Here is a 22,551-nt window from a genome sequence, read left to right on the forward strand (position 1 = left end):
TCCGGCCGTGTCGGTCCCGCGTACTAGGCTTCCCGACACCGTGACATCCCGATGTCAGGCGTTCCAGCGAACCAACTTCGGACGTGGCGGTACGGGGAACCCGCACGAGCGAATCGTCCCGACCACCATCTGGCTGTGCCCAGAAATCGCGGCACGCGGTACCACCGCGGGCCGCGGAGCCCGACTCGGCGCCCCCGCCGGGCCGCACTACCGGGTTGCCTGGCCGATCGCCGGCCTACGCCCGCTCCCTGGGAAGGACCCTTAGTGAGCGAATCCAGCGAACTCCTTACGGACGCCTCCAGCACGGCACCCGCCGCCGAGGCCGCGGCCGACGGTGCCCCGCGTGCCACCCCCCGGCGCCGCCGGACGGGCACCGGCCTTTCGGCCATGGTGCTGCCCGAGCTCAAGGCGCTCGCGTCCCAGCTCGGCATCACCGGTGTGACCGGGATGCGCAAGAGCCAGCTCATCGCCGCCATTCAGGAGAAGCAGGGCGGTGGCGAGGGCCAGGGCTCGGCGGGGAGCGAGCAGGGAGCCGCTGGCGCGGTGAAGGCCGAGCGCCCGCGCCGTACCCGTACGACCGCCGCCAAGCGCGCGGAGCAGGCCGAGGGCCAGGTGACGATCGCCGAGGCCGCGGCCGAGCAGCCGGCCGCCGAGAAGGCGCCGGCCGCCAAGACCGCGGAGAAGGCCGCCGACCAGGGGCGCGGCGAGGCCAAGGGCGAGTCCCAGGGAGACGGCCAGGCCGACGGCAAGGCGGAGAAGACCGACAAGGGCACCGACCGCCAGGAGCGGCGCGGCGACCGGGGTGAGCGCGGGGAGCGGGGCGAACGGCAGCAGGGCGGCCGGGACGGCGACGACGGCGAGGCCCAGGGCGGCCGCGACGGCCGTGACGGCGGCCGCGAGGGCCGGCAGCGCGGCCGTGGCCGGGAGCGCGGCGAGGGCCGGGAGCGTGGCGAGGGCCGTGACCAGGGCGGTCGCGACGGCGGCCGGGACCGCGACCGCGATGGCGGCCGGGACGGTGGCCGGCAGCGCGGCGGCCAGGGCCAGGGTCAGGGCCAGGGCGGCGGCGGCCAGGCCGACGACGAGGACGGCGGCGGCAGGGGCCGGCGCGGGCGCCGGTTCCGTGAGCGCAACCGGGGCCGCGGCGGCCGCGAGCGCTACGAGGAGCCGGTGATCTCCGAGGACGACGTCCTGATCCCGGTCGCGGGCATCCTCGACATCCTCGACAACTACGCGTTCGTGCGCACCACCGGCTACCTGCCCGGGCCCAACGACGTGTACGTCTCGCTGGCGCAGGTCCGCAAGAACGGCCTGCGCAAGGGCGACGTCATCACCGGTGCGGTCCGCCAGGCCCGGGAGGGCGAGCGGCGGGAGAAGTTCAACGCGCTGGTGCGGCTCGACACCGTCAACGGGATGGAGCCCGAGCAGGCCAAGGGCCGCGTCGACTTCAGCAAGCTGACCCCGCTGTACCCGCAGGAGCGGCTGCGGCTGGAGTCGGACCCGGGGATCCTCACCACGCGGATCATCGACCTGGTGTCGCCGATCGGCAAGGGGCAGCGCGGCCTGATCGTGTCGCCGCCCAAGGCCGGCAAGACGATGGTGCTGCAGGCGATCGCCAACGCGATCACCAAGAACAACCCCGAGTGCCACCTGATGGTCGTCCTGGTGGACGAGCGTCCCGAAGAGGTCACCGACATGCAGCGGACGGTGAAGGGCGAGGTCATCCACTCGACCTTCGACCGTCCCGCCGAGGACCACACCACGGTCGCCGAGCTGGCGATCGAGCGGGCCAAGCGGCTGGTGGAGCTGGGCCACGACGTGGTCGTGCTGCTCGACTCGATCACCCGCCTGGGCCGGGCGTACAACCTGGCCGCCCCGGCGTCCGGGCGGATCCTGTCCGGTGGTGTCGACTCGACCGCGCTGTACCCGCCCAAGCGGTTCTTCGGCGCGGCCCGCAACATCGAGAACGGCGGCTCGCTGACCATCCTCGCCACCGCGCTGGTGGAGACCGGGTCCCGGATGGACGAGGTCATCTTCGAGGAGTTCAAGGGCACCGGCAACATGGAGCTCAAGCTCAACCGGAGCCTGGCCGACAAGCGGATCTTCCCGGCGGTGGACGTCGACCAGTCCAGCACCCGCAAGGAGGAGATCCTGATGGCGCCGGAGGAGCTGCGCGTCGTCTGGCAGCTGCGCCGGGTGCTGCACGCGCTCGACACGCAGCAGGCGCTGGAGCTGCTCATCGAGAAGATGAAGGAGACCAAGTCCAACGCCGAGTTCCTCCTCCAGGTCCAGAAGACCACGGTGTCCGACGACCGCTGAGCCCCCGGAGGCGGCGCGTCCGGGAACGCGCCACCGAACGAGGAGCGAGGCCGTAAGCGGCGCTTGAGATGAGCCCGGCCCCACGCCACCAGCACGGGGCCGGGCTTTTCCGTGCCCGACCACGCCTGCCACAAGCGTCGCCACCGCGCCCAAAGGCAGTTTCGAGCGGTGGGGACGACCTTGGCTCGTTGCCCTGGCCCCGTGGTGGCCTCAAGCGTTGCGATCGCGTCCGGAGGCAGGTTCGAGCGGAGCGAGAACCTGATCGCGGAGCGAGCCGTCAAGGCGAGTTCGGAGCGATGCAGCGATCGCCGCAGGCGCGACAAGCGACGAGCCGCCAGGCGAGGAGCGCAGCTCGCGCATGCAACAGGTAGGGCTAGCCCTACCAGGGAGCGGCTGGAGGGCACCATGGTCGGGGGCGGGTTCGACCGGCAGGCTGGGGTCGTACGGTGGACCGGGCATGGAGGGACGATGTGGGCGAGCTGAGCAGCACCGCCGCCGCGCGGGGCCGGGCGACGATCGTGAGCGGGTCATGGCGCCCGATGGCGATGGCCAGGTCGTGGACGATCTGGTCATCGGCCCTCTACATGGTGACGAGCCTGGCCTTCGGGCTGGGCTGGTTCATCTTCCTGACGGTGGGGCTGACGCTGTCGGCCGCGCTGTCGCTCATCTGGGTCGGCATCCCGATGCTGGTGCTGATGATGATCGGGTGGCGGTTCGCGGCGGTTGTGGAGCGGGTGCTGGCGGAGCGGGCGTTCGGGGTGCGGATCCGGAGCCCGTACCGGGAGCTGCCGGAGGGCCGCAACCCGCTGTCGAAGCTGAAGGCGATGGCCCAGGACCCGGCGACGTGGAAGGACCTGGTCTACCTCTTCCTGCGGTTTCCGCTGGCGCTGGTGGAGTTCGCGGTGTCGGTGATGATCTGGACGGCGGCCGGGACGTTCCTGGCGCTGCCGCTGATCGCGCAGGAGTCGGACGGGGTCGAGGTCGGCCTGGGGTTCGTGTCGTTCTGGGCGGGCAACGCGGTGGCCGCGCTGCCCGGCACGGTGGTCGGGGTCTTCCTGCTGGTGATCGCGCTGTACGTGACGCGGACGCTGGCGGTCGGGCACGCGCTGGTGGCGCGGGCGCTGCTCGGTCCGAGCCGTTCGCAGGAGGAGAACCTGGAGCTGCGGGAGCGGACGGCGTACCTGCGGGCGAGCCGGGCCCGCGGGGTGGACGCGGCCGAGTTCGAGCGGCGCCGGATCGAGCGCGACCTGCATGACGGGGCGCAGCAGCGGCTGCTGGCGGTCGCGATGGACATCGGCCGGGCGCGGGCGAAGCTGGACGAGGACCCGGAGGGCGCCCGCGCGCTGATCGAGCAGGCGCACGCGGGCACCAAGGAGGCGATCTCCGAGCTGCGCGACCTGGCCCGGGGCATTTACCCGGCGATCCTGACCGACCGCGGGCTCGACCCGGCGCTGTCGGGGCTGGCGGGGCGGGCGGCGGTGCCGGTCGAGGTGGAGGTGGATCTGCCGGAGCGTCCGCCGGCCGCGGTGGAGAGCATCGCGTACTTCATCGTGGCGGAGGCGCTGGCCAACATCGCCAAGTACGCGCGTGCCACCCGTGCCACCGTGCGGGTGGCCCGTGAGGACTCCTGGGTGGTGGTCGAGGTGGCCGACAACGGGGTGGGCGGCGCGGTCGCCCGTCCGAACGGGGGGCTGGCGGGGCTGGCGGACCGGGCCGCGACGATCGACGGGATGCTGGTGGTCGACAGCCCGCCCGGCGGTCCGACCGTGCTGCGCGCCGACCTGCCCTGCACCTGGTAGCGGGACGCCCGTCCGCGAGATCCCGGTGGCCGGGATCTCGCGGGTCTCCCCGAGCGGGCGCGGCGGTGGGCGCGGCGCCCGATAATGGGGGGATGCGCGTCGTGATCGCCGAGGATTCGGTGCTGCTGCGGGAAGGGCTGGTGCGGCTGCTGGCCGACGCCGGGATCGAGACCGTGGCGACGGTGGGGGACGGGCCGGGCCTGCTCGGCATCGTGGTCGAGCACCGGCCCGATCTGGCGATCGTGGACGTGCGGATGCCGCCGTCGTTCACCGACGAGGGGCTGCGGGCCGCGCTGGCGGTGCGCGAGCGGCTGCCGGAGACGCCGATCCTGGTGCTGTCCCAGTACGTGGAGGAGCGGTACGCCACCGATCTGATCGGCGGCGGCGCCAGGGGCGTGGGCTACCTGCTGAAGGAGCGGGTGGCCGAGGTCGCCGAGTTCATCGACGCGGTCCGGCGGATCGCGGCCGGGGGCACGGTGATCGACCCGGAGGTGATCGGGCAGCTGCTGGGACGGCGCCGTACCGGCGACCCCCTGGAGGCGCTCACGCCGCGCGAGCACGAGGTGCTGGGGCTGATGGCGCAGGGCCGGTCGAACGGGGCGATCGCGGCGGACCTGGTGGTCACCGAGGGCGCCGTGGAGAAGCACATCTCCAACATCTTCATGAAGCTGAACCTGCAGCCCGCGCAGGGCGGGCACCGCAGGGTGATGGCCGTCCTGGCCTACCTGGGCCGCGCCGAGGCCTGACGTGTTCATTGCGTTCGCGAGCTGCGCTCCTCGCCTGGCGGCTCGTCGCTTGTCGCGCACGCGGCGATCGCTGCATCGCTCCGAACTCGCCTGGCGGCTCGCTCCGCGATCAGTTTCTCGCTCCGCTCGAACCTGCCTTCGGACGCGATCGCAGCGTTCGGGGCGGTCAGGCCTCGGTGCGGTGCGCGGGCGAGGGAGATTGGGAATGCCCGGTGACCTCGGCACGTTCGTGTATCTGGCACACTTGGAGTGCAACCGCTGCGGTACCGGTTCACGCTTCCCCCATTTCACGCGCGCCCCGCGCGAGCCCGGGAAGTGCCCGGCGACCGCCAGAAGCGAGGAGAATCCGTGAAGCCTGACATCCACCCGAACTACGTCGTCACGACCGTGACGTGTACGTGCGGCAACACCTTCGAGACCCGCAGCACCGCGGAGAACGGCGTGATCCACGCCGACGTGTGCTCCAACTGCCACCCGTTCTACACGGGCAAGCAGAAGATCCTGGACACCGGCGGCCGGGTGGCGCGCTTCGAGCAGCGCTTCGGCAAGAAGGGCGGCCGCGGCAAGTAGGCCCTCCGGGGCCTGCCGGGCTCTGCGCGAGCCCGGCCGCGTTGCAGCACCGGCCCGGCGCCGACGGGTGCCGGGCCGTTGGAACGTCACCCGTGCGCCGCGCCGTCCGGCCGGAGCGGGTCAGGACCGGCCGTGACCGGCGGCCAGAACAAGGCACACCGTGAATCTCGACGATCTGATCAGCGAATACGCCGACATCGAGGGCCGGCTCGCCGACCCGTCCGTGCACGCCGACCAGAACCTGGCGCGGCGGCTGGGCAAGCGCTACGCCGAACTGCGGCCGATCGTCGAGACCCGCCGGGAGCTGGCCGCCACCGAGGACGACCTCGCGGCGGCCCGCGAGCTGGCCGCCGAGGACGAGACGTTCGCCGCCGAGGCCACCGAGCTGGACAAGCGCCGGGAGGAGCTGGAGGAGCGGCTGCGGCACCTGCTGGTGCCGCGCGACCCCAACGACTCCAAGGACGTCATCCTGGAGATCAAGGCCGGTGAGGGCGGCGAGGAGTCGGCGCTGTTCGCCGGCGACCTGCTGCGGATGTACCTGCGGTACGCCGAGCGCGCCGGCTGGAAGACCGAGGTCCTCGACTCCCACCCGTCCGACCTGGGCGGGTACAAGGACGTGACGGTCGCGGTGAAGACCAAGGGGACGCCCGAGGAGGGCGTGTGGACGCGCCTGAAGTACGAGGGCGGCGTGCACCGCGTCCAGCGGGTCCCGGTGACGGAGTCGCAGGGCCGCATCCACACCAGCGCGGCGGGCGTCCTGGTCACCCCGGAGGCCGAGGAGGTCGACGTCCACATCGACCAGAACGACCTGGAGATCGACGTCTTCCGGTCGTCCGGGCCGGGCGGGCAGAGCGTCAACACGACCGACTCGGCGGTGCGGATCACGCACAAGCCGTCCGGTGTGGTGGTGTCGTGCCAGAACGAGAAGAGCCAGCTCCAGAACAAGGAGCAGGCGCTGCGGGTGCTGCGGTCGCGGCTGCTGGCGATGGCGCAGGAGGAGGCCGACGCCGCCGCGGCGGCCGAGCGCAAGAGCCAGGTCCGCACGGTCGACCGCTCCGAACGGGTGCGCACCTACAACTATCCGGAGAACCGCATCTCCGACCACCGGGTGGGCTACAAGGCCTACAACCTCGACCAGGTCCTCGACGGCGACCTGCACAACGTGACGCAGGCGCTGGTGGACGCCGACATGGAGCGCCGGCTGGCGGAGGCGCAGCAGTCGGAGGCGCAGCCGACGCCATGAACCTGCTGCTCGACGAGGTCGCCAGGGCCACCGCGCGGCTGGCCGACGCCGGGGCCGCCTCGCCCCGCGCCGACGCCGAGGAGCTGGCCGCGGCGGTGCACGGGGTGAACCGCTCCGAGCTGCACAAGGTGCCCGACGCCGCGTTCGACGCGCTGTTCTGGGAGTTCGTGGCGCGCCGCGAGGCCGGGGAGCCGCTGCAGCACATCACGGGCCGGGCGTTCTTCCGCTACCTGGAGCTGAAGGTGGGGCCGGGGGTGTTCGTCCCGCGACCGGAGACCGAGGTGATGGTCGGCTGGACGCTGGAGACGCTGCGCGACATGGACGTCCAGGACCCGCTGGTGGTCGACCTGGGCACCGGGTCGGCGGCGATCGCGCTGTCGATCGCGCTGGAGGCGCCGCGGGCGCGGGTGCACGCGGTGGAGAAGGACCCGACGGCGTTCGTGCACGCCACCCGTAACGTCGACGAGCTGGACGAGCGCGGCCGGGTGCGGCTGCACCTGGGCGACTTCGGCTCCGCGCTGGGCGAGCTGGACGGCACCGTCGACTTCGTGATCAGCAATCCGCCGTACATCCCGATGAGCGAGTGGGAGTACGTGCCGCGCGACGTACGCGACCACGACCCGGCCGACGCGCTGTGGGGCGGCGGCGACGACGGCCTGGACGCGATCCGCGTGGTGGAGCGCGCCGCGCGGCGGCTGCTGCGGCCGGGCGGGTACGTGGCGGTCGAGCACAGCGATCTGCAGGGCAACGCGGTCTACTGGGTGTTCGCGGAGGAGAACGGCTGGCGCGATGTGCGCAACCGCCGGGACCTGACCAACCGCGATCGTTTCGTCACCGCCCGCCTGGGCGTCCCCTAGAGACCATGCCCGAGACCATGCCGCCCTAGACTCTGCATGGAACCCGTTGTGCACCAACCGCAAGCGGCCTGCCAGACCCGCAACAACCCCAACCGTTGCGATCGCGTGCGAAGCCAGTTCCGAGCCTGCGAGGAACTGATCGCGAAGCGAGCCGTCAAGGCGAGTTCGGAGCGATGCAGCGATCGCCGCGGGCGCGACAAGCGACGAGCCGCCAGGCGAGGAGCGCAGCTCGCGCCTGCAATAAGAAGGAGCGACCGTGAGCCGACGTTATGACTGCTCCGAGCCGATGGAGCGCACCCGCGGCATCGCCGAGGCGGTTTCGGCCGCGCGGCGGGGCGAGTTGATCGTGCTGCCGACCGACACGGTGTACGGCGTCGGCGCCGACGCGTTCACCCCGCCCGCGGTGACGGCGCTGCTGGACGCCAAGGGCCGGGGCAGGGAGATGCCCCCGCCGGTGCTGGTGGGCTCCGTACGGGCCGCCACGGCCCTCGTGGAGGACCTGGGCACCTACGGGCAGGACCTCATCGACGAGTTCTGGCCCGGCGCTCTGACGCTCGTCTGCAGGGCCAACCAGAACCTCCTGTGGGACCTGGGCGAGACCAAGGGCACGGTCGCGGTGCGGATGCCGATGCACGAGCTGGCGGTGGAGCTGCTGAAGGAGACGGGTCCGCTGGCCGTGAGCAGCGCCAACCTCAGCGGGCAGCCGGCGGCGCGCACCCTCGCCGAGGCGGAGAAGATGCTGGGCGACGCGGTGTCGGTGTATCTGGACGGCGGGCCGACGGGGCATGCCGAGGCGTCGACGATCGTCGACCTGACCGGGTCGATCCCGCGGCTGCTGCGCGCGGGCGCGGTCTCCGAGGAGAAGATCCGTTCCGTGGTGGGCGTGCTGCTGACCGACGAGGACGAGGAGCGCGCCGCGGACCCGGCCGAGGACGGCCCCGTGAGCCTGGACAAGGACGGCCCCGTGGACCTGGACAAGGACGGCGCCGTGAGCCTGGACAAGGACGCGATTTCCGCGGACGTGAACGGTAAGACGTCGCTCACAAAGGACGAGCCCGGCCCTTCGCTCCGCAAAGAGGACTGACCCCGGCCGGCCTTTACCCGCGAGTCAGAAAACCGGGTCAGAACGCCTCAGTCTCCGCCGGAAATGACATTTCCGCTTTTCAGGTGGCGGTGTCATCCTGCATCGCGTCCAGCAGGGCGCGCATGTCGGTGAGCGCCGCGCGCGCGTGCTCGGCCACGTCCGCCAGCGCCTGCCGTACGTCCGCCTCGGCCTCCGCCAGTCCCGCCTCGGCGGTGTGCACCACCCGCGCCGTGTGCTCCAGGACGGTCCCGCGCAGCCCCATCGCCACGCGGTGCCGTTCGGCGAGCACGGCCTCGCCCGTGCGCGCCGCCACGGTCTCCAGGGCGTCGGCCTCCCACTGCACGCCGCGTCCCGCGATCGTCCGCCCCCAGGCCCAGAACGGCAGCAGCACCAGCGTCGCGAAGAGCGCTCCCGTGACCAGCCCGAACAGGATGGCGTCGGCGTCGCTCGCGGACGTGTTCTCCAGCCCGCCCAGCATCCCGAACAGGACGCCCCAGGGCAGTGCGGCGACCAGGGGCGCGGGCCAGGTCACGGTGCCGCGCCGGGCGTAGCAGCCCACCGAGGACACCGCGACCATGGTGGTGGGGCAGGCGAGCGCCAGCATGCCCAGCATCTCGCCGGAGGCGCTGAGCCCGGCCAGCACCGCCCACACCGTGTCGATCACCGTCAGCGCGGCCAGCACCGTGTAGGGGGCGCGCCGCCGCCACAACAGCGGCAGCGAACGGCCGAGGACGGCCGCGACGGCCAGCACGCTCCCGCCCAGGGACCAGTCGAGCAGCATCCCTTCGGCCGGTGCGAAGGCCACCAGCACGGGCAGCGCCGCGCACAGCGCGATGGTGGACAGGTCCAGCACCTCCGGCCAGCCGATCCGGCGCCGCCCGGCGGGCGCCGAGGTGGGCAGCACGGCGCGGACCGTCCAGCCGCCGGAGCCGTCCGGACCGGCGGTGAGGGTGCCGCCGAGCGACTCGGCCCGCTCCCGCATCCCGGCGATCCCGCGGCCGCCGCCCAGGGCCGGGGCGGGGATCTCCTCGGGCGGCGCGGCGTTGCGGATCTCCACCTCCAGCCCGTCCGGGCCGCCGCCGATGTCGACGGTCACGGCGGCGCCCTGGGCGTACCGCATCGCGTTCGTGAGCGCCTCCTGGACGATCCGGTACGCGGCGTTGGTCACCTGGGGTCGGAGCCGCCGCGGAGCCTCGACTGTGAGCGTCACAGGGACGCCCAGGCGCACCAGGCCGCGGCAGAGGGGAGGCAGAAGCGTCTCCAGCCGGCCGTCCCCGGAATCGGGGCCGACGACGTCCACCAGACGGCTCAGCGCCTTGAGCACGTCGCGGCCGGTGTCGGCCGCGGCGGTGAGCGCGCGCACGGCCAGGTCGGGGTCGTCCAGGCGGGACGCGGCGGTGCTGTGGACGACCACGGCGCTCAGGTGGTGGCCCGCCACGTCGTGCAGGTCGCGGGCCAGGCGCTCGCGTTCGGCGGCGGCGGCGTCGCGGCGCTCGTGCTCGGCCGCGGCGAGCCGTTCGGTGAGCTCCCGGCGGCGGGCCTTGCGCTGCCGCCGGATCTGGCCGAGCGCGGTGACGGCCACGTAGGACGCGACGTCCAGGACCCCGTTGGTCAGCAGCGCCGCGCCGGGCCGCACCGGGGCCATGACCAGCGTCAGGACGGCCAGCGCGGCCAGGCAGCCGAGCATGGCGTGGCGGCGGCCGCGGTGCACCGCCACCGAGAACAGCGCGACGGTGTCGATGATCCCGCCGACGACGGCGTCCTCGGAGTCGATCGCCAGCGCCCCGGCGCCGCCGGCGACGACGGTGACCGCCAGCACGGTCACGGGCGCGACCCGGCGCCAGATCAGCGCGAAGTTGCCGATCAGGACGGCGGCGACGGCCGCCATCCACCGCTCGCGCTCCACCGGCCGGTCGACGCCGGCCGTGAGCAGCCACGTCCCGCCGATCTGGGCGAAGGCGAGGATGGCGGGCACGGCGAAGTCCGCGATGGTGGGCCATCGCCCGTCCGTGACCCCGATCCGCCCCCATTGCCGCACACTTAGTGACCTTAAAGGGCGCCGCGCGGTGCCCCGCGCCGAAGTAAACGGCTCGTTACGGCGCGTCCGGTGCGGAAACGGTGACACCATGCCTGACGTGCGTGGCCGGATCCGGGGGCTGGCGGTCGCGGTCGGCCTGTGGTCGCTGGTGACCGCCGGACCGGCGCTGCCCGCGGCCGGATCGGCGCCGGCGGAGGCCCCGCCCGGGCCCGCGGCGGCGCGGCCCGAGCCCGGTCCGGTGGAGAGCATCCCGGCCTACGACGTGGTGCTGACCATCGACCGCCAGGGCGTGCTGCACGTCCGCGAGACGATCACCTACGACTTCGACCGGGGCGGCGAGCACGGCATCGAGCGGCCCGTCCCGTACCGCCGCGGCGACCGGCTCTACGAGGTCCGCAACATCCGGACCAGCTCGTCCACCGGGGCCCCCGCCCGGGCGCGCACGCTGCGGCTGCTGAACGACGTGCGGATCACCGTGGGCGGCCAGGGCCACCGGGTCACCGGACGCCAGGCGTACGTGATCGAGTACGAGATGGCCGGGCTGTTCACCCCGCGCGCGGGCCGCGCCGAGCTGGCCTGGGACGCGATCGGCCGCTCCTGGGACGTGCCCATCGACGAGGTCGCGGTGCGCGTGCAGGCGCCGGTTCCACTGCGCAAGGTGTCCTGCCACGCGGGCACCCTCGCGGCGGGCACCCGCTGCCTGCGCGACCGCGACGGCCCGTACGCGATCGGCTTCACCCAGCGCGGCCTGCGCCCGCGTGAGGGCGTCCTGGTCCGGGTTCGGCTGCCCAAGGGGGCGGTGAACGCGCCACCGCCCCAGTACGCCCCGCCCCGCTGGGACGGGACGTGGGCGGGCACCGCCGTGCTCGGCGTCGCGCTGGCCGCGGGCATGCTGGTCGCCGCGCGCGCGGCGGGCGGGCGGCCGCTCCCGAGGCCGCTCCCGCGGCGGCGGTCCGGCCGGCTGCTGGCCGCGGGCGGGGCGCTGGCCGTCCTGGCCGACGTCGCCGACGACGTGGTGCCCCGCGGCCCCTGGGCGTTCTCGCTGGGCGACCTCTCCGTCGCCGGCCTCGGCGTGATCTTGGTCGGGGCCGGGATCGCCGGGGCGCATCGCGCCCGCCGTCCCGAACCCGCGCCGACCGCGCCGCGGGAGGACTACAGTTGATCGATACGCCGCGGCCGCGAACCGATCGCCCGCGGCGCGCGTCCTACCCCGACGGGGCGGTCCCTGGAAAGGGCCGCCCGCCGCCCGTGTGACGGCACGCGAGGCGGCGCCGGGACGGCGCGAGCACCGGTGAAAGGAGGCGTGGGGCGTGCGGGAATATCTGCTCACCATTCTCATCGCCGCCCTCGTCGCCTATCTGCTCACCCCCGCCGTGCGCAGGTTCGCCGTGTGGTTCGGCGCGCAGGCCGCGGTCCGCGACCGGGACGTGCACGTGATCCCGACGCCGCGGCTGGGCGGGCTGGCGATGTTCGGCGGCATGGTCGCCGCGCTGGTGGTCGCCACCGGCCTCCCGGAGATGCGCAAGGTGCTGGCCAACGGCGACGTCAGCATCACCAACGCGCTGCTGCTGTCGGGCGGGCTGATCGTCCTGGTCGGGATCGCCGACGACCGCTGGGGCGTGGACGCCCTGACCAAGTTCGCCGGGCAGGTCGCCGCGGCCGGGATCTTCATCATGCAGGGCATCCAGCTCTACGTGCTCCCGATGCCGACCGGCGAGCCGCTGTCGCTGCCCCCGGCCTACGGGGTGCCGCTGACCGTCTTCGTCGTGGTCGCCACCATCAACGCGGTGAACTTCATCGACGGCCTGGACGGCCTGGCCGCGGGCGTCGTCGGGATCGCCGCGCTGGCCCTGTTCTCCTACGCCTATCTGCTCTCGTACACCAACAAGCTGACCACGCTGACCGGCGCGACGCTGACCGCCGCGGTGCTGGTCGGGATGTGCGCCGGGTTCCTGCCGCACAACTTCAACCCGGCCCGGATCTTCATGGGCGACACCGGCTCGATGCTGATCGGGCTGCTGCTCAGCGCCTCCACGATCATGCTGACCGGGCAGTTCGACCCCCAGTTCATCGGTGTTTACGGACTGTTCCCCTTCTACGTCCCGCTGCTGCTGGTCCCGGCGGTGGCGGCGGTGCCGTTCGTGGACATGCTGCTGGCGGTGTGGCGCCGCACCAACCAGGGCCGCTCCCCGTTCGCGCCGGACAAGCAGCACCTGCACCACCGGCTGCTGGAGCTGGGCCACTCGCACCGCCGGGCGGTGCTGATCATGTACTTCTGGGTGTCGCTGCTGGCCTCCAGCCTGGTCGGGCTGTCGTTCACCAACTCGGTGGTGCTGGTGGCCTCGGTCACCGGGGTGGTGGGGGTCGCCGGGCTGGCCGCGATGATCGCGGTGCCGCGGATGGCGGCCCGCCGCGCGGAGGCCCGCGCGCTCGAGCCGGCCGCCCCGCCCCGCACCCGCGAGCCGGTCTGATCCGCCGCGCCGAGCCGCCGCGCCGAGCCGCCGCGCCGAGCCGCCCGTCTGAGCCGCCCGTCTGAGCCCGCTCCGTCGAGTTCCTTCCGTTGAGTTTTCCCCGTGAGCCCGTTTCGCTGAGCCGGCCTTCTGACCTGCCCCTCCTGGGGCCGCAGTCTGTCCGCCACGGTCTGATCCGCCACGGTTTGATCTGTTACGGTCCGGTTCACGACCCCCCAGGGGTTTGAACGGCGCTCGGTTTCTGGCAGGCTCCGGGGTGCGGGATACGCGGCGTGCTCGGGTCGTTCCGGCGTGACCATCGGTCGACCTGGGCTACAGTCCGTGGTGTTCGCGCCGGTGACGGCCGTCCGAAGTCGTTACATCTAGGGTAATTGCGGACGTTCCGGACGCTTGTGATACCTTTCACGAGCAAGGGACGAACACGAAACGTGACCAGCCGGAGCCAACATGCACTCTTCCGACGCCCGGATCCTCCGCGGCGCCGCGATCCCGACCGGCATCGCCGGCATCGCCGCCATCGCGGCGAGCCTGGCGCTGGCCGGGTCCAAGGGAGCGCTGGGTGCCGCCATCGGTACGTTCGTCGTGATCGCCTTCTTCTCGATCAGCGTGATCGCGGTCAGCTACGCCTCCCGGATCTCGCCGCAGATGATGTTCACCGCGGCGGTCTTCAGCTACATCACCAAGATCTTCGTGATGTTCGCCCTCGTCGCCGGCCTCGACGGCGTCACGGTGTGGGACTCCAAGGCGTTCGGCTGGTCGGTGATCGCGCTGACCCTGGTCTGGATCGGCGCGGAGATCCTCACCTCCACCAGGGCCAAGACCCTGTACGTGGACCACGAGCCCGCCGCCGCCGACCTCCCGCACGACTCCTCCCAGGCCACGGCCGGGTCCGTGTCCACGGCCGGTTCGGCCGCCGACCGGGGACCGTGATGACCCCGTGGGCGGCGCCGGAGCGGATGGACTACTCCAATATGACCATCAGGGGGGTGGCCTGCTATGGTCCGTCCTGCGATGAGCGAGGAGGGGCACCCGCCCGATCCGAAGTCCGACGAGGACTCCGGACAGCGAAGCTTCGCCAACGCCGCCTGGTCGATTCCCAGCTACGTGCTGAGCGGGATGGCCGTCTACGGCGGACTCGGCTGGCTGCTGGACCGCTGGTGGGGCACCTCGGCGATGTTCCCCATCGGGATCCTGGTGGGCCTCGGTCTCGCGCTCTACCTGGTCTACCACCGCTACGGCCGCTGACGGCGCCGGAGGCGGGGGCACAGGCCGCCGCCGACCGGGACTGACGCCGCGCGGCCCTCGGGGCCGCACCTGACGAACCGACCGACCTGCAGAGTCACTGACGAAGGGACTGCCGCGTGAGTGCGCGACACCTCCTCGCCGCCCCGAGCGGAGACGAGTTCCAAGCCCCGGGGACCGAGATCTTCGACTGGGGGCCGCTCTGGCACGGCGCGCCCGCCTGGGTGACCAAGCCGACCCTCATCGTCACGCTCTCGGTCATCATCGTGGTCGGCTTCTTCTGGGCCGCCTTCAACAAGCCCAAGCTGGTGCCGCGCGGCGTGCAGAACGTCGGCGAGGTCGGCTACCTGTTCGTCCGCGACCAGATCGCCCGGCCGATGATCGGCAAAGAGGGCGACAAGTGGATGCCGTTCCTGATCTCGACGTTCTTCTTCATCCTGATCATGAACTGGATGGGCGTCGTCCCGGTCATGCAGCTGCCGGCGCCCTCCCACATCGCCTTCCCGATCGTGCTGGCGCTGTTCGTCTACGCGATCATGTGGTTCCTGAGCATCAAGCACCAGGGCTTCATCGGGTGGTTCAAGAACATGATGTTCCCGCCCGGCCTGCCCAAGCCGCTGTACGTGATCCTCGCGCCGATCGAGTTCCTCTCGAACATCATCCTGCGCCCGTTCACGCACGCGGTCCGGCTCTTCGCCAACATGTTCGCCGGCCACCTGCTGATCGCGTTCTTCGCGTCGGTCGCCTGGTGGTTCCTCGCCGAGAAGCTCACCGTCCTCGGGGCGGGTGTCGGCCTGATCGGCTTCCTCATGACCATCGTCATGACGGCCTTCGAGATCTTCGTGCAGGCGCTGCAGGCGTTCATCTTCACCCTGCTCGCCGCCTCCTACATCGGTGGCGCCCTGCACCCTGACCACTGACCGACCCAGTACCCGTCACTAGTAAGCAACCTCCGGTGGGGCGGCTCCCCACCGCCGAACGAGAAGGAAAGTCCATGGGCATTCTCGCCGAAGTCTCCGGGAACATCGGTTCTGTCGCGTATGGTCTCGCCGCCATCGGCCCCGGTATCGGCGTGGGCATCATCTTCGGCCAGGGCGTGCAGGCCATCGCCCGCCAGCCGGAGCTGACCAACGTGATCCGGCAGAACATGCTGCTGGGCTTCGCGCTGACCGAGGCGCTGGCGCTCATCGGTTTCGTTGTGCCGTTCGTGCACAGCTGACCCTCCTGGCACGCACTGACAGGAAGGCGGAACCCTCATGACCAATTTGCTGGCCGCCGCCACGGTGGCCGCGGAGGAGGGCGGACACAGCAATCCGCTCCTTCCGCACACCTCCGAACTGGTCTTCGGCACGATCTCGTTCATCATCGTGCTCCTCCTGGTCGGCTGGAAGCTCGTTCCCCAGATCCAGAAGACCCTGGAGGAGCGGACCGACGCGATCGAGGGCGGGCTCAAGCGGGCCGAGGACGCCCAGTCCGAGGCCCAGGCCACGCTGAAGGAATACCAGGCCAAGCTGGCCGAGGCCCGGCACGAGGCGTCCCGGCTGCGTGAAGAGGCCCGCGAGCAGGGCGCGCAGATCATCGCCGAGATGCGCGAGCAGGCCCAGGCCGAGGCGCGCCGGATCACCGAGGCCGCGCAGGCCCAGATCGAGGCCGAGCGGCAGGCCGCGCTGCAGTCGCTGCGGGGCGAGATCGGGACGCTGTCGGTCGAGCTGGCCGGCCGCGTGGTGGGCGAGTCGCTCGACGACGCCGCCCGGCAGAGCCGCGTGGTCGACCGGTTCCTCGAGGAGCTCGAGGACCGGGCCCGTACCCAGGAGCAGATCACCTCATGACCGAGCTTGCGAGGGAATGGGTAAGCACAGCACCACTGGTCATGGGGCCGACGCAGGAGGCCCCATGACCATCACGGGAGCGGTGAGCAGGGCGTCGCTGGCCGAGGCCAGGGAGCGGCTGGAGGCGGTCCTCGCCTCCACCGACCCGGCCGGGCTCGGCGAGGACCTGTTCGCGGTGCTGCGCCTGATCGACCGCGAGCACGGGCTGCGGCGGGCGGTGTCGGACCCGGCGCGGGACGGCGCCGACAAGGCGCGGCTCGTCCAGGTCCTGCTGGAGGGCAAGGTCTCACCGGCCGCTCTCGGCCTGGTCGCCGACGTGGTGCGGCTGCGCTGGTCCAAGCCCTCGGAGCTGGCGGACGGGCTGGAGACCCTCGCGGTCACCGCCGAGGCCGCCCGCGCCGAGTCCGAAGGCCGGCTCGACGACCTGGAGGACGAGCTCTTCCGGTTCTCCAGGGTCGTCGAGGGCGAGCCGCAGCTGCGCGCCGCCCTGACCTGGTCGGGCCTGCCGGTGGACCGCAAGGCCGGTCTGCTGGACGCGCTGCTGGACGGCAAGACCACCGCGGCCACCAAGACGCTGGTCACCGAGCTGGTACTTCGCCCGCGAGGCCGTAGCCTGGAAGGCGGGCTCGCCGAGTTCGGCAAGCTCGTCGCCCAGCGCAGGCAGCGCCTGGTGGCGCTCGTGCGCACCCGGGTGGAGCTGACCGAGGCCCAGCGGACCCGGCTGGCCGCGGTGCTGGCGACGGCCTACGGCCACGACGTACACCTGAACATCGAGCTCGACCCCAGCACGATCGGCGGGTTGTCCATCCAGATCGGGGACGAGGTCATCGACGGCACCATCGCCGGGCGGCTGGACGACGTCCGACGCCGGCTCGCCGGCTGACGCGGCCGGCAAGCGACCCTAAGGGAGCAAGAGAGGAATCATGGCGGAGCTGACGATCCGTCCGGATGAGATCCGGGACGCGCTGGAGCGCTTCGTCCAGTCGTACGAGCCTGAGGCAGCCGCGCGCGAAGAGGTCGGCACCGTCGTCGATTCCGGCGACGGTATCGCCCACGTCGAGGGCCTGCCCTCGACCATGGCGAACGAGCTCCTCGAGTTCGAGGACGGGACCCGTGGCCTGGCTCTGAACCTGGACGTGCGCGAGATCGGCGCCGTCGTCCTGGGTGACTTCAGCAAGATCGAGGAGGGCCAGAAGGTCCGCCGTACCGGCGAGGTTCTCTCGGTCCCGGTCGGCGACGGCTTCCTGGGCCGTGTCGTCGACGCGCTGGGCACCCCGATCGACGGCAAGGGCCCGATCGAGACCGACGAGCGCCGTGCGCTGGAACTGCAGGCCCCCTCGGTCGTGCAGCGGCAGTCGGTGAAGGAGCCGCTGCAGACCGGCATCAAGGCGATCGACTCGATCACCCCGATCGGCCGGGGCCAGCGGCAGCTGATCATCGGTGACCGGCAGACCGGCAAGACCACGGTCTGCGTGGACACCATCCTGAACCAGAAGGAAGCCTGGGAGTCCGGCGACGAGAGCAGGCAGGTCCGCTGCATCTACGTCGCGGTCGGGCAGAAGGGCTCCACGATCGCCAACGTGCGCCGCACCCTGGAGGAGGCGGGCGCGATGGCCTACACCACCATCGTCGCCGCCCCCGCCTCGGAGCCGGCCGGGTACAAGTACATCGCCCCCTACACCGGGTCGGCGATCGGCCAGCACTGGATGTACCAGGGCAAGCACGTCCTGATCATCTTCGACGACCTGTCGAAGCAGGCCGAGGCGTACCGCGCCGTGTCGCTGCTGCTGCGCCGCCCGCCGGGCCGTGAGGCCTACCCGGGCGACGTGTTCTACCTGCACTCGCGGCTGCTGGAGCGCTGCGCGAAGCTGTCGGACGAGCTGGGCGGCGGCTCGATGACCGGTCTGCCGATCATCGAGACCAAGGGCAACGACGTGTCGGCGTACATCCCGACGAACGTCATCTCCATCACCGACGGCCAGTGCTTCCTGGAGACCGACCTGTTCCTCCAGGGCGTCCGGCCGGCGATCAACGTCGGTATCTCGGTGTCCCGGGTCGGCGGCTCGGCGCAGGTGAAGGCGATGCGCAAGGTCGCCGGCACGCTGCGGCTGTCGCTGTCGCAGTACCGCGACCTGGAGGCGTTCGCCGCGTTCGCCTCCGACCTGGACGCCGCCTCCCGCGCGCAGCTCGACCGCGGCGCCCGCCTGGTGGAGCTGCTCAAGCAGCCGCAGTTCAGCCCGTTCCCGGTGGAGAAGCAGGTCGTGTCGGTGTGGGCCGGCACCTCCGGCGAGCTCGACGACGTGCCGGTGGAGGACATCCGCCGGTTCGAGACCGAGTTCCTCGACCACCTGGACCGCAACGAGGCGGGCCTGCTCACCTCCATCCGCGAGACCGGACAGCTCGACGACGACGGCCTCACCACCCTCAAGGACGCCATCACGGAGTTCAAGAAGGGCTTCGAGACCAGCGAGGGCCGCCTGCTGGGCGAGGAGGAGCCGGTCGAGCCGATCGCGGACGAGGCCGTCGAGCAGGAGACCATCACCCGCGTCAAGAAGGACTGACGCGAGATGGCTCAGATTCGTCAACTGCGGCAGCGGATCAGGTCGGTCGGCTCGACCGCCAAGATCACGCGCGCCCAGGAGATGATCGCGACCTCGCGGATCGTGAAGGCGCAGCAGGCGGTGACGGCCTCCAAGCCGTACTCCGACCAGATCACCCGGGCGCTGTCGGCGCTGGTCAGCCATCACGTGGGCATCGATCATCCGCTGCTGCGCGAGCAGCCGGAGGACAAGCGGTCCGCGGTGCTGGTCATCAGCAGCGACGGCGGGTTCTGCGGGGCCTACAACGCCAACCTGATCCGCGAGGCCGAGTCGCTGATGGCCGCGCTGCGCGAGCAGGGCCGCGAGCCGGTCCCGTACGTCGTGGGCAACAAGGGCATCACCTGGTACCGGTTCCGCGAGCGCGAGCTGGCCGCGGAGTGGCGCGGGGTCAGTTCCCGTCCCGACTTCGCGACCGCCGAGCGGATCGGCCGCCGTCTGGTGGAGGACTTCCTCAAGACCGACGCCGAGGGCGGGGTCGGGGAGATCCACGTGGTCTACACCGAGTTCGTCTCGATGCTGACCCAGCAGGTGCAGGTGCGCCGGCTGCTGCCGCTGGAGGTCGAGGAGCGGGACGCGGACTCCGCGGGGGGCGCCGCGCCGCCGGCCTACGAGTTCGAGCCGACCGCGGAAGCCGCGCTGGACCTGCTGCTGCCCAACTACATCGAGAGCCGCATCTTCCACATGCAGCTCCAGTCGGCGGCGGCGTTCCACGCGGCGGTCCGCCGGGCGATGAAGTCGGCGACCGACAATGCCAACGAGCTGATCGAGGTCTACACGCGCCAGATGAACCAGGCGCGGCAGGCCGCGATCACCCAGGAAATCAGCGAGATCGTCGGTGGCGCTGACGCGCTGGCCGATTCTGGCGGGGAGTGAGAAGTGACCGCACAGGTAGAAACGGCGACGGCGACGGGGCGCGTCGCCCGGGTCATCGGCCCGGTCGTCGACGTGGAATTCCCCGCCGACGCCATCCCGGAGATCTACAACGCCCTGCACGTCGAGGTGACGCTGGGCGACGAGACCAAGACGCTGACCCTCGAGGTCGCCCAGCACCTGGGCGACAACCTGGTCCGCGCCATCTCCATGCAGCCCACCGACGGCATGGTCCGCGGCGCCCCGGTGCTCGACACCGGCAACTCGATCGAGGTGCCGGTCGGCGACGTCACCAAGGGCCACGTGTGGAACGCGCTGGGCAACTCCCTGGACGTGCCCAAGGCGTCCCTGGAGATCACCGAGCACTGGGGGATCCACCGCAAGGCCCCGGCGTTCGACACGCTGGAGTCCAAGACCGAGATCCTCGAGACCGGCATCAAGGTCATCGACCTGCTGACCCCGTACGTGTCGGGCGGGAAGATCGGCCTGTTCGGCGGCGCGGGCGTGGGCAAGACGGTGCTCATCCAGGAGATGATCACCCGTGTCGCGCGGAACTTCGGCGGCACCTCGGTGTTCGCCGGCGTCGGCGAGCGGACCCGTGAGGGCAACGACCTCTGGGTCGAGATGGAAGAGGCCAACGTCCTCAAGGACACCGCGCTGGTGTTCGGCCAGATGGACGAGCCGCCGGGCACCCGGCTGCGGGTGGCGCTGTCGGCGCTGACCATGGCCGAGTACTTCCGGGACGTCCAGAAGCAGGACGTGCTGCTGTTCATCGACAACATCTTCCGGTTCACCCAGGCGGGCTCGGAGGTGTCGACCCTGCTCGGCCGCATGCCGTCGGCGGTGGGCTACCAGCCGACGCTGGCCGACGAGATGGGCGTGCTGCAGGAGCGGATCACCTCGACCCGCGGTCACTCGATCACCTCGATGCAGGCGATCTACGTGCCCGCGGACGACATCACCGACCCGGCGCCGCACACCACGTTCGCGCACCTGGACGCCACCACGGTGCTCTCCCGGGCCATCACCGAGAAGGGCATCTACCCGGCGGTGGACCCGCTCGACTCGACCTCGCGGATCATGGACCCGCAGATCCTCGGGCGGGAGCACTACGAGGTGGCCCAGGAGGTGAAGCGGATCCTGCAGAAGTACAAGGAGCTGCAGGACATCATCGCCATCCTCGGTATCGACGAGCTGTCGGAAGAGGACAAGGTCACCGTCAACCGGGCGCGGCGGATCGAGCGTTTCCTGTCGCACCCGATGTACACGGCCGAGCAGTTCACCGGCCAGCCCGGTGTCACGGTGCCGCTGGACGAGACCATCGCCTCGTTCAAGGGGATCGCCGAGGGCAAGTACGACCACCTGCCCGAGCAGGCGTTCTTCATGTGCGGCGGCATCGAGGACGCCGAGAAGAAGGCCAAGGAGCTGGCGAAGTAAGCCGTTCCGGCGGGGCGGTCCGGCCGCCCCGCCGGGGCCGCTTCGCCGGTTTCGGGAGTCGGAGGACGGACTGTGGCAACTCTGAAGGTCGGCCTGGTCTCGCCGGAGCGCGAGATCTGGGCCGGGGAGGCCAAGATGGTGGTCGCGCAGACCATCGAGGGCCAGCTCGGCATCCTGCCGGGCCACGCCCCGGTGCTGGGCGTGCTGCTGGACGGCAGCGTGGTGAAGGTCGAGCCGGCCGACGGCGGCGAGTGGGTCAGCGCGATGGTCGGCAGCGGGTTCTTCTCCATCGCCGACGACGAGGTGTCGATCCTGGCCGAGCAGGCCGAGCTGGGCGCCGAGGTGGACGTGGCGTCGGCGCGGCAGGCGCTGCAGGCGGCCCTGACCGCCGGTGACCAGGACTCCACCCACGAGCGGCGGGCCCGCGCCCGCCTGCGCGCGGCGGGCGCCGAAGGCTGACCGAAAACCAAGAGGGGCTAAGCCCGTCGGCTCAGCCCCGTACGGTCGCTCAGGCGCTGCGATCGCGTGCGAAGCCAGTTCCGAGCTTGCGAGGAACTGATCGCGAAGCGAGCCGTCAAGGCGAGTTCGGAGCGATGCGGCGATCGCCGCAGGCGCGACAAGCGACGAGCCGCCAGGCGAGGAGCGCAGCTCGCGCATGCAATGAACACCGAGGCCACGGCCGGTTCGTGACACGGACCGGCCGTGGCCTTCGGCGATCCTGGGGCGTTTCGGTCGCTTTTACCTGGCGGACGGAAGAGTCGACGCGCAGAGCATGGGGCGCCGTGCGCGGCACCCGCACGCGGGCTGTAGGCTCCTCCAAAGCCCGGCGGGCGCGGCCGGTCCGCGGCCCGGCCCGGTAGGCCAGGCCTTGCGGCCGGGGCCGGTGAGGCCCGGCCGGTGAGGCTCTGCCGCGGCGAACGGCGTCACGAGGAAACGGCGGGGGGACTTGGGCGAGCACCTGGCATGGGACGCGGGCGGGGTGCTCGCCGTGGTGGTCCTGCTGGTCGTGCTGGCGTTCGCCCTGATGGCGCTGAGACGCTGGCTGTTCGTCCGCGGCGGCGGCGCGGTGGAGTGCAGCCTGCGCGTGATGCCCGCGGACGGAGTGCCCGGCCCCTGGCGGCTGGGCATCGGCCGCTACAAGGGCGACGTGCTGCACTGGCACCGCGCGTTCGGATTCCGCAGGAGGCCCCGGCAGGTGATTCACCGCCGGGGCCTTGTCGTGTCCAACCGGCGCCGTCCGGAGGGCGAGGAGGCCGAGGGGCTGCTGCCGGAGGCGTCGATCATCGAGGTCCGGGACGGCGGCCTGCGGGTGGAGCTGGCGATGAGCGCCGCGGCGCTGACCGGCTTCCTGGCGTGGCTGGAGGCGGCCCCGCCGGGGTTCCCCGTCGATCTGCACCCGCCGGAGTAGCCGGCGCACGCCCGCCGGTTCGCTACTCCGGGTGAGCAGGC

Annotated in this window: 21 protein-coding genes; 20 read left to right on the forward strand and 1 reads right to left on the reverse strand. The window is 71.8% G+C overall.

Annotation, left to right across the window (positions count from 1 at the left end):
• Positions 1-264 precede the first annotated feature (264 nt).
• The 7 genes from rho to ACZ466_RS29335 all read left to right on the forward strand — a co-directional run bounded on the left by rho (position 265) and on the right by ACZ466_RS29335 (position 8,615).
• Positions 265-2,316 (forward strand): transcription termination factor Rho, encoded by a 2,052-nt coding sequence (gene rho, locus ACZ466_RS29305; protein ID WP_378279002.1) that lies wholly within the window; start codon positions 265-267, stop codon positions 2,314-2,316.
• A 470-nt stretch (positions 2,317-2,786) separates the two neighbouring features.
• A complete protein-coding gene (locus ACZ466_RS29310; protein WP_378279001.1) occupies positions 2,787-4,115 on the forward strand; it encodes a sensor histidine kinase in 1,329 nt (442 codons plus the stop codon).
• A 92-nt stretch (positions 4,116-4,207) separates the two neighbouring features.
• Positions 4,208-4,861, forward strand: coding sequence for a response regulator transcription factor (locus tag ACZ466_RS29315; protein ID WP_378278999.1), 654 nt, complete (start codon positions 4,208-4,210; stop codon positions 4,859-4,861).
• A gap of 348 nt (positions 4,862-5,209) precedes the next feature.
• Positions 5,210-5,431, forward strand: a complete 222-nt coding sequence (gene rpmE, locus ACZ466_RS29320) for a 50S ribosomal protein L31 (RefSeq protein ID WP_378278998.1) — start codon at positions 5,210-5,212, stop codon at positions 5,429-5,431.
• 160 nt (positions 5,432-5,591) lie between these two features.
• Complete coding sequence (prfA, locus tag ACZ466_RS29325; protein WP_378278996.1) at positions 5,592-6,674, forward strand: peptide chain release factor 1; 1,083 nt, start codon at positions 5,592-5,594, stop codon at positions 6,672-6,674.
• Positions 6,671-7,531, forward strand: a complete 861-nt coding sequence (prmC, locus tag ACZ466_RS29330; protein WP_378278994.1) for a peptide chain release factor N(5)-glutamine methyltransferase — start codon at positions 6,671-6,673, stop codon at positions 7,529-7,531. The genes prfA and prmC overlap by 4 nt, the downstream gene beginning before the upstream one ends.
• Positions 7,532-7,787: 256 nt before the next feature.
• Complete coding sequence (locus ACZ466_RS29335) at positions 7,788-8,615, forward strand: L-threonylcarbamoyladenylate synthase (protein ID WP_378278991.1); 828 nt, start codon at positions 7,788-7,790, stop codon at positions 8,613-8,615.
• Between the two features lie 79 nt (positions 8,616-8,694).
• Here ACZ466_RS29335 and ACZ466_RS29340 read toward each other — a convergent pair whose 3' ends face one another.
• The gene (locus ACZ466_RS29340; RefSeq protein ID WP_378278989.1) at positions 8,695-10,653 is read right to left on the reverse strand and encodes a sensor histidine kinase; all 1,959 of its coding nucleotides are present in this window, start codon (positions 10,651-10,653) and stop codon (positions 8,695-8,697) included.
• Positions 10,654-10,741: 88 nt separating this feature from the next.
• Between ACZ466_RS29340 and ACZ466_RS29345 the strand changes: the two genes are divergently transcribed.
• The 13 genes from ACZ466_RS29345 to ACZ466_RS29405 all read left to right on the forward strand — a co-directional run bounded on the left by ACZ466_RS29345 (position 10,742) and on the right by ACZ466_RS29405 (position 22,510).
• Positions 10,742-11,815: a DUF2207 domain-containing protein gene (locus ACZ466_RS29345; protein ID WP_378278987.1), complete on the forward strand. Its 1,074-nt coding sequence runs from the start codon at positions 10,742-10,744 to the stop codon at positions 11,813-11,815.
• A 148-nt stretch (positions 11,816-11,963) separates the two neighbouring features.
• Positions 11,964-13,124 (forward strand): glycosyltransferase family 4 protein, encoded by a 1,161-nt coding sequence (locus ACZ466_RS29350; RefSeq protein WP_378278985.1) that lies wholly within the window; start codon positions 11,964-11,966, stop codon positions 13,122-13,124.
• Between the two features lie 447 nt (positions 13,125-13,571).
• Positions 13,572-14,054, forward strand: a complete 483-nt coding sequence (locus ACZ466_RS29355; protein WP_378278983.1) for a hypothetical protein — start codon at positions 13,572-13,574, stop codon at positions 14,052-14,054.
• Between the two features lie 81 nt (positions 14,055-14,135).
• On the forward strand, positions 14,136-14,369 hold the full coding sequence (locus tag ACZ466_RS29360; RefSeq protein WP_378278981.1) for an AtpZ/AtpI family protein: 234 nt from the start codon (positions 14,136-14,138) through the stop codon (positions 14,367-14,369).
• A 116-nt stretch (positions 14,370-14,485) separates the two neighbouring features.
• A complete protein-coding gene (gene atpB, locus ACZ466_RS29365; RefSeq protein WP_378278979.1) occupies positions 14,486-15,286 on the forward strand; it encodes a F0F1 ATP synthase subunit A in 801 nt (266 codons plus the stop codon).
• Positions 15,287-15,360: 74 nt separating this feature from the next.
• Complete coding sequence (atpE, locus tag ACZ466_RS29370; RefSeq protein WP_378278978.1) at positions 15,361-15,585, forward strand: ATP synthase F0 subunit C; 225 nt, start codon at positions 15,361-15,363, stop codon at positions 15,583-15,585.
• Between the two features lie 37 nt (positions 15,586-15,622).
• Positions 15,623-16,195 (forward strand): F0F1 ATP synthase subunit B, encoded by a 573-nt coding sequence (locus ACZ466_RS29375; RefSeq protein WP_378278976.1) that lies wholly within the window; start codon positions 15,623-15,625, stop codon positions 16,193-16,195.
• Between the two features lie 64 nt (positions 16,196-16,259).
• Positions 16,260-17,078, forward strand: coding sequence for a F0F1 ATP synthase subunit delta (locus ACZ466_RS29380; protein ID WP_378278974.1), 819 nt, complete (start codon positions 16,260-16,262; stop codon positions 17,076-17,078).
• Between the two features lie 40 nt (positions 17,079-17,118).
• Positions 17,119-18,756 (forward strand): F0F1 ATP synthase subunit alpha, encoded by a 1,638-nt coding sequence (atpA, locus tag ACZ466_RS29385; RefSeq protein ID WP_378278972.1) that lies wholly within the window; start codon positions 17,119-17,121, stop codon positions 18,754-18,756.
• 6 nt (positions 18,757-18,762) lie between these two features.
• Positions 18,763-19,668 (forward strand): F0F1 ATP synthase subunit gamma, encoded by a 906-nt coding sequence (locus ACZ466_RS29390; RefSeq protein ID WP_378278970.1) that lies wholly within the window; start codon positions 18,763-18,765, stop codon positions 19,666-19,668.
• A 3-nt stretch (positions 19,669-19,671) separates the two neighbouring features.
• Positions 19,672-21,102 (forward strand): F0F1 ATP synthase subunit beta, encoded by a 1,431-nt coding sequence (atpD, locus tag ACZ466_RS29395; protein ID WP_378278968.1) that lies wholly within the window; start codon positions 19,672-19,674, stop codon positions 21,100-21,102.
• Between the two features lie 72 nt (positions 21,103-21,174).
• The gene (locus ACZ466_RS29400) at positions 21,175-21,561 is read left to right on the forward strand and encodes a F0F1 ATP synthase subunit epsilon (RefSeq protein WP_378278966.1); all 387 of its coding nucleotides are present in this window, start codon (positions 21,175-21,177) and stop codon (positions 21,559-21,561) included.
• 487 nt (positions 21,562-22,048) lie between these two features.
• A complete protein-coding gene (locus ACZ466_RS29405) occupies positions 22,049-22,510 on the forward strand; it encodes a DUF2550 domain-containing protein (protein ID WP_378278964.1) in 462 nt (153 codons plus the stop codon).
• The last annotated feature ends 41 nt before the right edge of the window (positions 22,511-22,551 follow it).

The sequence above is a fragment of the Actinomadura rugatobispora genome (assembly GCF_055379765.1).

Coding starts and splice junctions, on each gene's coding strand:
- ACZ466_RS29390 (WP_378278970.1), top strand. CDS start 18,763: ATGGCTCAGATTCGTCAACTGCGGCAGCGGATCAGGTCGGTCGGCTCG.
- ACZ466_RS29360 (WP_378278981.1), top strand. CDS start 14,136: ATGAGCGAGGAGGGGCACCCGCCCGATCCGAAGTCCGACGAGGACTCC.
- prmC (WP_378278994.1), top strand. CDS start 6,671: ATGAACCTGCTGCTCGACGAGGTCGCCAGGGCCACCGCGCGGCTGGCC.
- ACZ466_RS29345 (WP_378278987.1), top strand. CDS start 10,742: ATGCCTGACGTGCGTGGCCGGATCCGGGGGCTGGCGGTCGCGGTCGGC.
- ACZ466_RS29380 (WP_378278974.1), top strand. CDS start 16,260: ATGACCATCACGGGAGCGGTGAGCAGGGCGTCGCTGGCCGAGGCCAGG.
- atpE (WP_378278978.1), top strand. CDS start 15,361: ATGGGCATTCTCGCCGAAGTCTCCGGGAACATCGGTTCTGTCGCGTAT.
- ACZ466_RS29375 (WP_378278976.1), top strand. CDS start 15,623: ATGACCAATTTGCTGGCCGCCGCCACGGTGGCCGCGGAGGAGGGCGGA.
- ACZ466_RS29315 (WP_378278999.1), top strand. CDS start 4,208: ATGCGCGTCGTGATCGCCGAGGATTCGGTGCTGCTGCGGGAAGGGCTG.
- atpA (WP_378278972.1), top strand. CDS start 17,119: ATGGCGGAGCTGACGATCCGTCCGGATGAGATCCGGGACGCGCTGGAG.
- ACZ466_RS29355 (WP_378278983.1), top strand. CDS start 13,572: ATGCACTCTTCCGACGCCCGGATCCTCCGCGGCGCCGCGATCCCGACC.